The organism is Arthrobacter sp. B0316-1-20, assembly GCF_059091865.1.
The window spans coordinates 1-14,200 of record NZ_JBNHHC010000048.1 but is presented as its reverse complement, the minus strand read 5'-3'; the positions used below and the strand labels follow the sequence as shown (position 1 = coordinate 14,200).

Annotated in this window: 13 protein-coding genes and 1 pseudogene; 4 read left to right on the top strand and 10 right to left on the bottom strand. The window is 67.9% G+C overall.

Annotated elements, in window-relative coordinates:
- Nucleotides 1–603: a histidine phosphatase family protein gene (locus tag AC5RW2_RS35365; RefSeq protein ID WP_494001188.1), complete on the top strand. Its 603-nt coding sequence runs from the start codon at nucleotides 1–3 to the stop codon at nucleotides 601–603.
- Between the two features lie 3 nt (nucleotides 604–606).
- On the opposite strand, the gene AC5RW2_RS35360 is transcribed toward AC5RW2_RS35365, so the two are convergent.
- The gene (locus tag AC5RW2_RS35360) at nucleotides 607–1,845 is read right to left on the bottom strand and encodes a DUF418 domain-containing protein (RefSeq protein WP_494075070.1); all 1,239 of its coding nucleotides are present in this window, start codon (nucleotides 1,843–1,845) and stop codon (nucleotides 607–609) included.
- Nucleotides 1,846–2,306: 461 nt separating this feature from the next.
- Nucleotides 2,307–2,465, bottom strand: coding sequence for a hypothetical protein (locus tag AC5RW2_RS35355; protein WP_494075069.1), 159 nt, complete (start codon nucleotides 2,463–2,465; stop codon nucleotides 2,307–2,309).
- 64 nt (nucleotides 2,466–2,529) lie between these two features.
- On the opposite strand from AC5RW2_RS35355, the gene AC5RW2_RS35350 reads away from it, so the two are divergent.
- From AC5RW2_RS35350 to AC5RW2_RS35340, 3 genes are all read left to right on the top strand, one after another.
- Nucleotides 2,530–2,922 carry a hypothetical protein gene (locus AC5RW2_RS35350; RefSeq protein WP_494013452.1) on the top strand — a complete coding sequence of 131 codons (393 nt, stop codon included), beginning with the start codon at nucleotides 2,530–2,532 and terminating at the stop codon, nucleotides 2,920–2,922.
- 323 nt (nucleotides 2,923–3,245) lie between these two features.
- Nucleotides 3,246–3,506 (top strand): GlsB/YeaQ/YmgE family stress response membrane protein, encoded by a 261-nt coding sequence (locus AC5RW2_RS35345; RefSeq protein ID WP_493978224.1) that lies wholly within the window; start codon nucleotides 3,246–3,248, stop codon nucleotides 3,504–3,506.
- Nucleotides 3,507–3,752: 246 nt separating this feature from the next.
- Nucleotides 3,753–5,441: a formate--tetrahydrofolate ligase gene (locus tag AC5RW2_RS35340; protein WP_494075068.1), complete on the top strand. Its 1,689-nt coding sequence runs from the start codon at nucleotides 3,753–3,755 to the stop codon at nucleotides 5,439–5,441.
- A 27-nt stretch (nucleotides 5,442–5,468) separates the two neighbouring features.
- Here the strand turns inward: AC5RW2_RS35340 and AC5RW2_RS35335 are convergent, their stop codons facing one another.
- From AC5RW2_RS35335 to AC5RW2_RS35300, 8 genes and pseudogenes are all read right to left on the bottom strand, one after another.
- Complete coding sequence (locus AC5RW2_RS35335; protein ID WP_494075067.1) at nucleotides 5,469–6,569, bottom strand: acyltransferase; 1,101 nt, start codon at nucleotides 6,567–6,569, stop codon at nucleotides 5,469–5,471.
- 88 nt (nucleotides 6,570–6,657) lie between these two features.
- On the bottom strand, nucleotides 6,658–7,743 hold the full coding sequence (locus AC5RW2_RS35330; RefSeq protein WP_494001183.1) for an inositol-3-phosphate synthase: 1,086 nt from the start codon (nucleotides 7,741–7,743) through the stop codon (nucleotides 6,658–6,660).
- 129 nt (nucleotides 7,744–7,872) lie between these two features.
- Nucleotides 7,873–9,120: a DUF6716 putative glycosyltransferase gene (locus tag AC5RW2_RS35325; protein ID WP_494075066.1), complete on the bottom strand. Its 1,248-nt coding sequence runs from the start codon at nucleotides 9,118–9,120 to the stop codon at nucleotides 7,873–7,875.
- Nucleotides 9,117–10,229, bottom strand: a complete 1,113-nt coding sequence (locus AC5RW2_RS35320; protein ID WP_494075065.1) for a hypothetical protein — start codon at nucleotides 10,227–10,229, stop codon at nucleotides 9,117–9,119. Before AC5RW2_RS35320 ends, AC5RW2_RS35325 begins: the two co-directional genes overlap by 4 nt.
- A 10-nt stretch (nucleotides 10,230–10,239) precedes the next feature.
- The gene (locus AC5RW2_RS35315) at nucleotides 10,240–11,592 is read right to left on the bottom strand and encodes a polysialyltransferase family glycosyltransferase (protein ID WP_494075064.1); all 1,353 of its coding nucleotides are present in this window, start codon (nucleotides 11,590–11,592) and stop codon (nucleotides 10,240–10,242) included.
- Complete coding sequence (locus AC5RW2_RS35310) at nucleotides 11,589–12,560, bottom strand: glycosyltransferase family 2 protein (protein ID WP_494075063.1); 972 nt, start codon at nucleotides 12,558–12,560, stop codon at nucleotides 11,589–11,591. The genes AC5RW2_RS35315 and AC5RW2_RS35310 overlap by 4 nt, the downstream gene beginning before the upstream one ends.
- Nucleotides 12,561–12,569: 9 nt before the next feature.
- Nucleotides 12,570–13,487 (bottom strand): N-acetylneuraminate synthase family protein, encoded by a 918-nt coding sequence (locus AC5RW2_RS35305; RefSeq protein ID WP_494075076.1) that lies wholly within the window; start codon nucleotides 13,485–13,487, stop codon nucleotides 12,570–12,572.
- 162 nt (nucleotides 13,488–13,649) lie between these two features.
- Nucleotides 13,650–13,904 (bottom strand): annotated as a pseudogene (locus tag AC5RW2_RS35300) (HAD hydrolase family protein); the annotation flags it as partial.
- Between the last annotated feature and the right edge of the window lie 296 nt (nucleotides 13,905–14,200).

Genomic DNA, 14,200 nt, shown 5'->3' with positions numbered 1-14,200 from the left:
ATGGCCGCGGCCGAACCGCATGATTTCCCGGTGTTGTGGCTGATGCGCCACGGCGAAACCGAGTGGTCGCGCGACCACCGGTACACCGGGTTGGCCGACCTTGAGCTGACTCCCGCCGGGGTCCAGCAGGCCCGCGACGCCGCGGCGAAGCTGGCGGGAGTCCGTTTCCACACCGTCTTGACCTCCCCCTTGGCGCGTGCCCGCCGGACGGCCGAACTGGCCGGCTACCCCGAAGCGGAGGTGGTGGCCGAAGCGCATGAATGGGACTACGGAGACTATGAAGGCCTCCAGAGCGCGGCCATCCGGGCCAAGGATCCCTCCTACCTGATCTGGACCCACGGCGTCCGCGGCGGCGAGTCCCTGCAAGAGGTGGCCGACCGGGCCGACCATGTGATCGCCAAGGTGCTGGACGGCCCTTCGTCCGAACCGCCAGGGCCACGCCAGGTCTTGCTGGTGGCACACGGGCACTTCCTCCGGGTGCTTGCGGCCCGTTGGCTCGGCCTGGAAGCCATCGAGGGCCGGCACTTCGTGCTGGACACCGCTGCCGTCTGCCGGCTGGGGTGGGACAAGAAGACGCCCGCTATCGCGGGTTGGAACCTCTAGCGGCTAACGGAGCATGGCCGGACGCCGCCAGTAGGTGAGCCAGCGCAGCAGCCACTCCAGCGGCCCGTACCGGAACCTCTGCGCCCACCACGCGCTGGCCAGCATTTGCGCCACAAAGAGGAGCACCGCCACGCCAAGCACCGCGGGCGGGGCCAACCGGCCGGTCAACGCCAGCCCGAAACCGGTGAAGACCAGGACCATCAGCACGGACTGTCCCAGATAGTTGGTCAGCGCGAGGCGGCCTGCGGGCGCCAGCGCGGCGCACAGGGCACCGCCGGCCGGAGTGCGGAAGGACAGCAGCAGCACAGCGGCGTAACCGGCCGTCAGCAGCGGCGCGGTCAACGTGGAAATGCCGAAGGCGACTACGGTCGTGGCAGGACCGCCGACGCCGTGTTGTAACCACGCCTGCAACGCTGAAGCGGCCAGCCCGGCCGGCAGCGCCGTGAAAGCCAGGCGGCGGAGCGTGCTTGCTGAGATGCCCCGCTCGAGCAGCCGTCCCTTGGCACACGCCAGGCCGAGGTAGAACGCGCCGAGGGCAATCGGGCTCTGGAGGAGCACGGCATTGGGCTGCGTCAGCGGATACAGCGACGCGTTCTGGGCCAGAACGTCGGCGGGAGAGCCGGCCAGCCCGAACGCCGGCGCGGGCCCCGCGGCGGCGCTGCCGTCGAAGGGTCCCGCGGCCGCCGCGATGAGTCCCAGCAACAGGATGAACACGCCCATGCAGCCGATCACTGCCACTCCGGCCGCGGCAGCGGCCCACGCGGAGAGCGAGCGGGTACCTAGCAACACCAGGCTCAGCAGGCCGTAGGCCAGCAGGATGTCCCCGTGGAAGAGGAGCAGGCCGTGGAGCACCCCGAGCACCACGAGACCTGCTGCCCGGCGCATGGTCCTGACGACGACCGGCTGGCCGTCTGCCACGGCGGAAGCCCACTGCAGAACGAAGCTGTAGCCGAACAGGAACGAGAACAGGATGTAGAACTTGGCCTCGAACAGGAGGCTGACCGCGAAGCGGACCGCGGTGTCCGCACTGGATTGGAACGCCGGGCTGGATCCGCCGGTGACGGCATACGGGTCGGCGAAGTACCAGATGTTCACGCACAGGATGCCCAAGAGCGCGAAGGCCCGCAGGGCGTCAAGCTCGTCGATGCGGGCCGGGGCCTTTGGGGCCGCAGGTCCGGGCACGGGTCCCGGCGGAGCTCCAGCTTCCATGTCGTCGTCCCGTCCAGGGGTGGGTGCTGGCATCGGGGTCCAGTCTAGGGACCCTGCCTGGCTACTGTAACGGGCGGTCAACCGGGCGTCCGGCGGACGGGACGCGAACAAGGGGGTCGCCTAAAGGGGGAGCCCACGCTCGTCAAGGGGTGGCGCCGCCGTCGTTATCCGGCGTGTTGCTGGCGACACGCCGGTGCAGCGGGAAAAAGTTCAATAAGTTCCCGGGCGTGGCTAGGCAGAAGCAGGAGCAATCGGGTACGTTGGATGAGTCCGATTGAACTTTCTCAATCAGGAGCTTCAACCCGGACGGTATCTATTGGCGCTATCAGGAAAGGGAGGTGGGAATCGTGAATATTACCAAGACGCCGGGCGGAGTGTTTAACTCCTTCGCCGCGCTCCGACGACCCGCCTCCGCCATTTCTGCGCAGTAGAACCCTGCTGATTGGGCCGGTTCAACTCTTGAACCGCTGCCGTCTCTCAATCACCGCTCTTCTCTAGCTCTCCCGCGCGGAGGCCTCACTTTCTGCCCTGAGGACTTCGCTAATGAGCACCCTTACCGCGTTACCTGCTGCCGTCGCGGCGACCCCCGCTGCTGCTTCGAGCACGGACACCGGCCCCGCCACGGCAACGGCAACCCCCATGGATACCGCCATGCTTCCTGCCCGAAATCCAGCCCGATCCGGAGAAAACCCCGCCCACCCCAGAGAGGAACCCCTCATGAAACCGCTCGATGCAGCCGTATTGCCTGCACCGGAACGATCCATCCGTCCGCCCGAGCCGGCGCAGGCCCGGGAAACGGAGCGGCGCGGTCACGGCGACGTGATCACCGCCGGAAGCCTGCGCGGCCTTGACACCGGCAGCGACAGTTCCGGCGACGCCGGTGCCCCGGGCGGGGGTTCGGACCTTGCCGGGCCGACTCCGGCAAGCCGGAAACGCTCCGCAGCAGCGGACATGCCGAATTTCTTGGCCAGGCAGGAGGTGAATGCCATGATCCGCAAGCTCCGCCAGAGCGTCTCGCTGTGGGAACGAATACAGAACGTGGGTGTTGACGAACAGCGCTTGGAACAGGTGCGCGATGAATTGCTGTCGCACCGCCAGCTCATCCGCTGAGTTCCAGCCCGCACGTGCAAATAAATACGCCGTCCTGTAGGAAACACATCCGCGAGGAGGATCCGATGAGTCGCATTGGACCCCATGTAGCTTCAGGCCCGCGCCCGGGTTGCTCCAGGCGCGGGCCTCGGCCTTTAAGCACCTCCGCCTTCAAGTATTAGTCGACGCTCCAGTGCCGTGGTGTTTCATTGCTAACCGGCGTTCCGGAGGCCGCGCGCCGACGCCGTCTCAGTGGCGCCAAACCGACATCGCCCAGATGAAACGTTTTGCGTCCGATCACTAAGTATGCTTATTGTGGTTCCATCGCAACCTGAGGAGGCAACATGATCGGTTTCATCATTGCAGGGCTGGTTATCGGAGCACTCGCCCGCCTTATCAAGCCCGGAAAGCAGAATCTGGGGCTCGTGGCCACGCTCCTGCTTGGCATCGTCGGAGCAATCATCGGTGGTGTCATCGCAAACCTGCTGGGCACGGGCGACATCTTTGAGCTGAACGTGCTCGGATTCATCGTCGCCGTGATTGCCGCGGTACTTCTGATCGGTGTGGCAGAAAGCCTGTCCGGTCGTCGGGCGGTGCGCCGCTAACGGCTGCAAATAAACACGAAGATGGCCTGCCGCGTGCTTATCGCGCGGCAGGCCATTTTTGTTCCTCGGACGAAGAGCCGGACGCTTCGAGGCGGCCATTCGCATAGGTGCTTCCAGCCAGCTCACCAGGCCTCGTTCTGCGCTTCTCTTCTCCCCGGAAGGGACCGGTGACGGCGGCCTTCTTGGCTGATACGTTGGCTGTGGCGGTACTGCCGCCATGGCCCTATGCGAGGAAGAAGGACGACGATGTCTGAACCGGCTCCGCTGACCGACCTGGAGATTGCCCGCCGCGCCACTTTGCGGCCCATTACCGCCATTGCCGACGCCGCCGGCATCCCCGCGGACGCTCTCGAGCTTTACGGCAGCTACAAGGCGAAGGTTGATCCCGCCAAGTTGGGGGAGGGCCACCAGGAACCGCGCGGCCAGGTGGTTCTGGTGACCGCCATGTCGCCCACCCCGGCCGGTGAGGGCAAATCCACCCTGACGGTGGGCCTGGCGGACGCCCTGTCGAGGGCAGGGCACAAGACCATGGTGGCCATCCGTGAACCTTCCCTCGGACCGATTCTGGGGATGAAGGGCGGGGCAACCGGCGGCGGCTATTCGCAGGTGCTCCCGATGGATGACATCAACCTGCATTTCACCGGAGACTTCCACGCCATCACCTCGGCGAACAACGCGTTGATGGCACTGGTGGACAACCATATCTATCAGGGCAACGCGCTGGGCATCGACCCGCGCCGGCTGACGTTCCGGCGGGTGCTGGACATGAACGACCGGGCGCTTCGCCAGGTGGTGATCGGTCTGGGCGGGCCGACGCAGGGAGTGCCGCGGGAGGCGGGCTTCGATATCACCGTCGCCTCCGAGGTCATGGCGGTCTTCTGCCTCTCGTCCAACCTCGCCGACCTGAAAGCCCGGCTGTCCCGCATCACGGTGGGCTACACCTACGACCGCAAGCCGGTCACCGTGGCGGACCTGGGTGTGCAGGGCGCGCTAGCCATGCTGTTGAAAGACGCCATCAAGCCGAACCTGGTCCAGACCATCGCCGGCACGCCCGCCTTTGTGCACGGCGGCCCCTTCGCCAATATCGCCCACGGCTGCAACTCGCTGCTGGCCACGCAGACCGCCCGCCGGCTCGCCGACGTCGTCGTCACCGAAGCCGGGTTCGGGTCCGATCTCGGCGCCGAGAAGTTCATGGACATCAAGGCGCGCGCCGGCGGTTTCGCCCCGTCCGCCATCGTGGTGCTGGCCACCATCCGGGCGCTGAAAATGCACGGCGGCATTCCGAAGGAGCAGCTGAAGGAACCGAATCTGGAAGCCGTGCAGGCGGGCATCGCCAACCTTGAGCGCCACGTGGACAACGCGCTCAAATTCGGCGTCACACCCGTGGTGGGCATCAACAAATTCACCACCGACAGCCCCGAAGAACTCGACTGGGTGCTGGACTGGTGCCGGCAGAAGGGCGTCGAGGCGGCTATTGCCGATGTCTGGGGCCAGGGCGGCGGCGGCCCCGGCGGAGACGCGCTGGCGGCGAAGGTGGCGGACGTCCTGCAGCAGCCGCAATCATTCTCCCCGTTGTACGACCTTGACCTGACCGTGGAGAAGAAAATCGAGACCATCGCCCAGCAAATCTACGGGGCGGACCATGTGGAGTTCACCAGCCCGGCCCGCAGGCGGTTGGCGGAGATCGAGGCGAACGGGTGGGGCAAACTGCCGGTGTGCATGGCCAAGACGCAGTATTCCTTCACCGACAACCCCGCGGTCCTGGGCGCCCCGAGCGGATTCAGCATCACCGTGCGCGACCTGATCCCGAAGACCGGCGCGGGTTTCATCGTGGCGCTGACCGGCGACGTCATGACCATGCCGGGCCTGCCGAAGGAACCGGCGGCCGGCCGGATGGATGTGGACGACGACGGCGTCATCACGGGACTCTTCTAGCCCTGCACCGCTGCGGTTAGCTGCGGCTTAAAACAGCCGCCGCAGCACGGGTATCCGCAACGCAACCAGGGTCAGGACGAAGGCGCAGGCCGTGGCCACCGAGAACTTCAGGAACAGGAGCGGCAGCGTCGGCTCGCGGTCCGGGAAGACGTGGAACGTGAGCCACGTCAGGAACAGGTAGTGGCACAGGAACACTCCGAACGAGGCGTTGGACAGCTGGACGAGCAACCGGCCCAGCCAGCCCGGCGGCTGCCATCCGGCCAGCAGTTGGTACACGGCGGCAAAGATGCACAGCGCAGCCGCCGTGACACCGAGCCCCACGTAGCTGGACGGCGTGATGACGTTGAGCAGCGGCGTGGAATCCTGGTTGATCCAGTGCCAGATGTTGAAAACCGAGAGCACGACGGCGGCGCCTCCCGCCGCCGCGGCGGCACCGCGCGGGAGGCGCACCTGGGTGAGCACCCAGCCGGCCATGAAGTACCCCAGGTAGGGAAACCACTGGGTCAGGATGTTCCAGGGGTACTGCCAGCCCCACTCGTACTGGATGCTGGCGGCCTGAAGGCTGAACAGCGCGAGGGTCAGGACCAGCACGCCGCCGGTTGCGGCGGCGGCCCGCCGTAGCGTCACCCGCTGCAGGTAGCGGGCAAGCGGCGGTGCCACCAGGTACAGGCCCAGAATCAGCCACAGGAAGTACAGGTGCGGGTACACGCGGGTGTCGAAGACGGACACCAGCACGGCGACCGGTTCGAGTTCGCGCCCGAGCATCAGGTGGCTGCCCAGGAAAATGTAGGCCAGGTGCCAGGCCACGAGGGCGGGCAACAGCCGCAGGGCGCGTTTGCGGTAGAACGCCAGCGCGCCCTCCTTGTGCGTCCGCGGCGCCAGCACCAGGGCGCCGGAGATGACGACGAAGACCGGCACCACCCAGATGAAGGCTATGTCGATGATCGCCGCCCAGATCCAGTCCGGCTGATGTCGGCGGTCGTCGTCGCCGGCCAGCTCGCCGAAGGAGTGGATGGCAACCACGCCGACGATGCTGACGATGCGCAGGATGTCCAGCGCGTAGTTGCGGCGGGGGAGGGGGGTCGGTCCTCGGAGCTCCCCGGCGGGGGACAGGGAGGGGACGGCCATGAGGCCAATCTACCCGGAAGCCGCCGCCGGCTGGCAACAGAAGAACCGGGGCGGCCCACTGGGCCGGCCCCGGTTCTTGCGGTGCGTCTTAGCGGTCGGAGTCGCCGCGGATGAAGGCTTCGACCTTCGCGCGGGCGGTGTCGTCGTCGTACTGCTCCGGCGGGGACTTCATGAAGTAGCTGGACGCCGAGAGGATCGGCCCGCCGACGCCGCGGTCCAGGGCAATCTTGGCGGCACGGATGGCGTCGATGATCACGCCGGCAGAGTTGGGGGAGTCCCAGACCTCGAGCTTGTATTCAAGCGAGACCGGGGCGTCACCGAAGTTGCGGCCCTCCAGGCGGACGAACGCCCACTTGCGGTCATCGAGCCAGGACACGTAGTCCGAGGGGCCGATGTGCACGTCGTCGTCGCCAAGCACGGCCGACGTGTTGGAGGTCACGGCCTGGGTCTTGGAGATCTTTTTGGATTCCAGGCGCTCGCGCTCGAGCATGTTCTTGAAGTCCATGTTGCCGCCGACGTTCAACTGGTAGGTGCGGTCCAGCACCACGCCGCGGTCTTCGAACAGCTTGGCCATCACGCGGTGGGTGATGGTGGCACCGATCTGGCTCTTGATGTCGTCGCCGACGATCGGAACTCCGGCCGCGGTGAACTTGTCGGCCCATTCCTGGGTGCCGGCGATGAAGACCGGAAGGGCGTTCACGAAGGCGACGCCGGCGTCGATGGCGCACTGGGCGTAGAACTTGGCGGCCTTCTCCGAGCCGACCGGCAGGTAGCAGACCATGACGTCCACTTCGGCCTTGCGCAAGGCAGCGACCACGTCCACGGGCTCGTAGTCGGACTCCACGATGGTCTCGCGGTAGTACTTGCCCAGGCCGTCCAGGGTGTGGCCGCGCTGGACCTTGACGCCGGTGGCCGGAACATCGGCGATCTTGATGGTGTTGTTCTCGCTGGCGCCGATAGCGTCGGCAAGATCCAGCCCCACCTTCTTGCCGTCAACGTCGAACGCGGCGACGAACTGCACGTCGTCGACGTGGTAGGCGCCGAACTTAACGTGCATCAGTCCGGGGATCGTTGCGCTCGGGTCGGCGCCACGATAGTAGTGGACGCCCTGGACCAGCGAGGCCGCACAGTTTCCAACACCGACGATCGCTACCCGGATGGGGTTCTCTGCCACGGTTCTCCTTCGAAACACTTCTGTAGGGCCGCCGCGCCGATGGCGGGCAGCCTATCCAGTCTACGCCGTGTTTCAACACATTGCCGGGCGCGCCCATTCCCGGGACGGCACGCGGCGCGGGTTAATCGCTCAGGCGGGCAGCCGCCGGGCGTTGCGCAGCCGCCGCACCAGCCTCAAGGCCGGCGCGGGCAGGACGGTGCGCAGCCTGGCGCGCAGCTTGCGCCGCTGCACCGCGGCCAGGCGATCCGGATCGGTCGCCAGCTTTCCGGCCCTGGCGCGTGCCGCGAAGTTGGCCAGCATTTCGCCCAGCCGCACCGGCTGGGCGTGGAAGTAGTTGTCCCGCAACCAGCGCGGGTCGGGATGCCCGAACCTGCCGGCCACCAGGTCCTTCAGGTTGCCGACCAGCCCGGAACCGTCGAACACCTTGTTCAACATCTGCTCGGAGAGTCCGAAGTCGTCCAAAATGAGCACCGGCAGGCCGGCGTCGAGCGCTTCCAGGGCCGCGGTGGAGCTGACGGTCGCCATGGCCGCTCCCGGGGTGAGCTGGTCGGACATGGGGCCGGTGCAGAACTGCAGTTCGTGTCCGGCCACCGCCCGCGCCGCCACCAGGTCAGACCACAACTGGTCGAACGGGTACTGCTCCGTGTGCGTCTGCGGCTCCCCCGCCCAGGCCCGCAGCTTCACCCGCACCGACAGCTCCGGCCGGCGCCTGGCCAACGCCGCGAGGGCCTGCAGGATCGCGACGCGCTGCTCCCGCTCCACCGGAACCTTGGCCTGCGGCGCGAACACCACCGAGTCCAGCGGCTTCTGCTGTGGCTCCGGGCGCCCGGCGGAGGCCAGGAACGGCAGCCGCGACACCAGGATCCGCTGCGGCAGCCCCATGGCGTCGGCCAAGTCGCTGAACGCCCGGCACTCGGCGTGGCTGTGGGTGATGAACGCGTCCCCGAGCGCCCGGTAGTTCAGCGCCTTGCGGGTGGCCGGGAAGGCCACTCCCGGCAGCGCGGATACCAGGGCGGGCCGCCGCGGCATCCGGGACGCCTGGGTGAAGATTTCCTCCACGATGGGCCCGGTGGCTGCCGCGAGCACGACGTCGGCGCCCGCCAGCGCGGCCCGCAGGCCGGAGGCGGGGATCACCCGCGGTGCCTTGCCGGCCAGGAAGGTCCCGGCGGTGGCCGCCTGGGTCTGTTCCAGGGTCGGAAGGATGGGGGAGCGCACCAGCAGCACCTCGCGCTCCCACCCGGCGCCGACGGACTCCAGCGTGGCGCAGGCGAACTTCAGGTAGGAGTCGCTGTCGGCGACTGCCAGCAGGCGGAAGGGCCGGACCGTTTGCCGCCCGTCGGCCGCGGGCGCGGCGGTTTTCCACTGCTCCGGGTTCATCGCTCGCCTCCGTCCCGCAGGGAGCTGCTCAGGTGTCGGCGCAGTTCTACCGTCGTCCCGGGCAGCCACCAGTCGTCCGGTACGGGCTGCCCCTTCAGCGGCACGCCGGAAGGGGCCAGGATCAGGCGCAGCGAGGCCAGCACCGTGGAAGGCAGGGCGCGGACTGCCTGCCCGGGCCGGAGGCCTCGCAGGCGCATTTCCACCGGAATGGTGTGTTGCTTGACGCTGATCAGCGGATGCTCCGCCAGGGCGCCGAGGAGTTCGGGTCGTTCGCGGCGGTGCGGGAAATACGCCACCGGGCCATCGTCGGTCAGCGACCGGACCCAGTCCACATAGGGCTCCGCCCGGATCAGCCCGTCGGCGGGCATCGCCGAGCCCACCACGATGGTCGGCTCACTGATGTTCTCGGTGACCGGCTGGGTGCCCAGCCACTCGAAGCGGTGCCGTTCCAGATGCCCGCCGAGGGCCCGGAACTTCTTCTCCACTGCCGGCTGCACGGTCAAGGCCGTGAATACCAGCAGCCGGCCCTGGGCGGCCATCCTCCGCAGGGTCCACCAGGTGGCCAGGCCCAGCGCCTTGCGGCGGGCGGTCGGCACAGCCCGCGGCCGGATCAGCGGGACGGGCCGCACGCTGACGAGCATGTGCAGCAGGCTCAGCGTTGCCAGGCCGTCGTCCACGATGACCAGTTCGTCCGCGCCCACGCCGCGCAACAGTTCCGCCTGGACCTTGCCGGAGTAGGCGTCGCCGGTGACCCAGCGGTCGAGCTTTTTGTTGCGCACCGCCGGGAGGGTGGCCGCCGGCGGCGCGAACCGGACGCCGCTTGGCACTTGTTCCATCAGCGACTGCAGGGTGCTGTCCATGCCGACGGCATCGCTGCGCGGGTAGATGAGCGTGTCCCGGCCGAGCAGGCCGGCACCGTGCGCCTCGACGGCGCTGAGCAACTGCAACGGGGACTCGGCCCAAACGGCGGCCCGGCCAAAGCGGGGGCGCACCAGTTCGCTCCGGCGCCCGCGCTGCGTCTTGGACCCGACGGGTGGACGGGTCGGATAACCGTCCGCCGCCGGTCCCAGCTGGGGAAGGAAGGCCGCGGTGATCGCCGTTTCCGTCATGGCGCCCGCCTCACGATGCTGCCCGGGACCGGAGCTTGCGGACCGCACGCCGGCCCAGCCGCCCGACTTTGGCCAGCGGGCGGGCGGCCACGGCAGCCGGCAATCCGCCCGGCAGTTGAAGCTTGGTCAGCCGTCGCCGCTTGAAGTAGCGCATGTGGGGTCCGTCCTGAATGTGCTGCAGATACGTTTCCGCGCCCGGGCGGCCTGCTGCCAGCGTATCGGCCTGCATGCAGTAGGAGACGGCGTCGACCAGTTGCTGCAGGCGGCCGGCAGGGGGAGTGTCTGCCCCCTCCTGGTCCGGGGCGTGGAAGTTCCGTTCCAGGATTGCGTCGATGATGGTGACCGGCACGCGGTTGCTGTTTTCGTACGGGGTCAGGCGCTCCAGCAGCAGTTCGGTTCCTACGGCCGCCGCGTCGATGCCGAACAGGTACCTGGCGGTCATGAGGGCGGTGGAGAAACAGCTGACCACCAGCCGGGGCTGCAGGCGCTGCATCACCACTTCCGCAGGTACCGGGGACTCCAGGATCTCCAGCCGTACCCCGAGGTCCACCGCCGCCGACTGGACGGAGCGCAGGGATGCCGGTCCGGCGTTGGGATGGGGCTTGAAGATGCAGTGCCGGATCCCCCGCTCCAGGGCCTTTTCGATCATCCCTCGGTGCAGCGCCACTTCTTCCTCGGCCGACAGGATCCCGAGCTCGGACAGGTATTGGCCGAGCAGCAGCGCGCTGCCGGCGGCGGCACCGGGCTGGGACGCCGGAATCACCAGGGGCGGCACCGACCGGTCCAACTCCTCCATCGCGCGGCGCAGGGAGGCCGGATCCACCGGCAGCAGCTTGGGTTCATGCTCGCGCAGCAACTGCGGGCGCAGCCCGGGGACGAGGTCCACGTACAGCAGGGAATCGAGCCGCTGGGCCACGGCCAGCGGGACGGGGTTCCGGGTGGGTCCGTAGCTCATCAGGCCGTCCGAGTGAACCGAGACGGCGGCCTGGGCGAAGGTCCGGGCCAGGGCAATCGCGGGGTTGACCTGGATGGACTCGACGTAGAGATGGACCGGGTCGCTGCCCAGGTCCCATTCCGAGCGCAGCAGCCTTTGCCACAGATCCAGGTCTTGTTCGCGGGGATTGAATTGCCCCGGCCGGCGGGGCCAGAGCAGCTCGCCGAGGTCGACCACGCGGTCGAACCTGCGGGCGGCTTCGGTGAAGCCCGGGGATTCGTGGAACGGGACGGTGATTTCCGGAATCAAGGCGTTGTTCGTCAACACCAGGATGCGTTCGGCACCGGTGGCCGGCAGGGTCCCGTCGTCGACGGCCGCCGCCAGCGAGACGACCTGGTAGAGGGTCGAGACGACGAAAAGTTCTTTCACTGCAGTGGTCCGATCGCTGATTCCAACTTCTGGCGCCGGTTCTTGTCCATGCCCGCCAAACAGCTGCCGACGGCGGGGGCCGGGAGGGCGGCCACAACGGCCCGGATCCCGGACGTCAGTTCGCGGCGGACGGCCCTGGTCATCTTCTCCGACCGCTCGAGGTGATGGCAGGCGATGGCCAGGAATTGCCGGATCGCCTTCGGCCGGAAGCGGTCTGCCTCGCGGTCCTCGGCCACCAGCCGGAAGACCTCGGCGTAGCTGCGCAGGAAATCCAACTGCCGGCGGTCGAAGATCTGGCTCAGGGACGTCGCTACGCCGCGGCGGTAGAAGGCCCCCAACTGGTCCGAAACCGCGTAGGAGGTTGCCTCCAGGTGCAGGCGCCAAATCCAGGGACGGTCCTCGGCGGTATGCAGGCCGTCCACAAAGTGCAGCAGCCCGGCCTCCCGCAGCGCGCCGTCGAAGATGCCGAAGGGCGCGAACGGATAGTCCACCATGGATGAGGCGTCCATGGGTCCGATGTCCTGGCGGGGATCGAGGGCGACGCCGCGCACGGCCTGCGGCGCCCGGTGAATGGTCCGGATTCCCCCGGCGTGCCGCACGTGGTCCACCCGCAGGAAGTCCACCCCCAGCTCCCTGATTTCCGCCGTGATGCGTGACAGGTGGCGGGGCGCGTACCAGTCATCCGGGTCAAGGAAGGCGATGTAGCGTCCCGCGGCGGCGTCCAGCCCCTTGTTGCGGGCCGCGGCCAGGCCGGTGGGGGCGTCGTTTCGAAGGATGTGCAGGCCGGGGAGCCGGCCGGTGAAGGCGGCGGCCAGCTCCCCGGTCCCGTCGGTGGAACCGTCATCGACGACGATGATTTCCATGACCGAGGGATCATCGAACTGGCGGGTCAGGCTGGTCATCGCGTCGCGGATGAAAGGGGCCTGGTCTTTCGCCGGGATGATGACGCTCAGTAATGGCTGGTTCATGGCGTGTGCTTAGCCGTCCACCCGGCGCAGGCGGGACAGCGGTGCCAGCTCGCCCGGGAAGACGCGCTTGACGCCGTCGCCCATGGCTTCTTCCAGGATCCGGATGTCGCGGATCAGCGCCTCGAAGCCCTTCGGCTCCAGCGAGGAGGCCTGGTCCGAGCCCCACATGGTCCGGTCCAGGGTGATGTGCCGTTCCACCGTCACCGCGCCCAGGGCCACTGCGGCCAGCGAGATCTGCAGGCCGCGTTCGTGCCCGGAGTAGCCCACCGGCACCTGGTAGCGCTCCTGCAGCGTGGTGATCATCCGCAGGTTCGCCTCTTCCGGCGGCAGCGGGTAGGTGGAGGTGGCGTGCATCAGGATCAGCTTGTCCGTGCCCAGAACCTCTACGGCCTTGTCGATCTGCTCGATCGTGGACATGCCGGTGGACAGGATCACCGGCTTGCCGGTCTCGCGCAGCGCGGTGAGCAGTTCAAGGTCGGTCACGGAGGCGGAGGCGACCTTGTGGGTCAGCGCGCCGGCTTCCTCCATGAACGCGACCGAGGGCACGTCCCACGGCGAGGCGAAGCAGTGCAGGCCCCGGTCGGCGGCGTGGGAGATGAGCTTCTGGTAGATCGGCATGTCGAACTCGACCCGGTACCGGTAGTCCAGGTAGGTCATCTCGCCCCACGGGGTGGAGCGCATCTTGTCCCGCATGTCCGCGGGGGTGGAGATCTCCGGGGTGCGCTTCTGGAACTTCACCGCGTTGGCGCCGGCCTCGGCGGCGACGTCGATCAGCTGCTTGGCGATCTCGATGTCGCCGTTGTGGTTGATGCCGATCTCGCCGATCACGTAAACCGGCTGTCCGGCACCGACCTGCACGTCGCCAATCACGACGGGCGCCGGGGAACCGGCGGGAACATTGACGGAAACGGTAGCTTCGGTAGTCATCTGTGCACTCTCTCTGGTTGTTGCTGTGGTGGCTTGTTGAAGGCGGCGGGGGCCGCCGGCACCGCTGTGGGCGGCGAGGATGAGTTCGCAGATCTCGCGGACCGCGCCCTCACCGCCGTGATGCTGCAGCACGGTCCGTGCCGCGGCCTTGACCTCGGCGCGGGCGTCGCCCACAGCCACCGGCCAACCAACGACGCCCATGGCGGGCAGGTCGTTGACGTCGTTGCCCACGTAGGCAACCCGGTCGGGGTCCAACCGGTTCACGGCCATCCATTGGCGGACCGCTCCGGCCTTGTCCGAGACGTCCTGGAGGACGTCGATGCCGAGTTTCCCGGCCCGGGCGCTGACCACCTTGTTGCGTTCGGTGGACAAAATCAGTTGCGGAATTCCGGTGCTGCGCAGCCGGGAGATTCCCATGCCGTCTTCGCGGCTGACGCGGACGAACTCTTCGCCCTCGGCGTTCACGAAGGCGTGGTCGTCGGTGTGGACGCCGTCGAAGTCCATGACCAGGGCGTCAACGTCGACGGCGCCGGCCTCCGCGGCGCCCGCCGCGGCGCGGTCCGGACCGGCCAATGCCCGGACCACGGCCAGGTCTTCGGGCGAGTCGATTTCGACGGCCTGCCCCGCGGGCACTTCCTGCAGCCTCAGCCGGCCGAAGAAGCGGTGCCCGCGGTCGAGGAAGCCCTCGGTGCGCATGGCGTAGAACGCGCCTG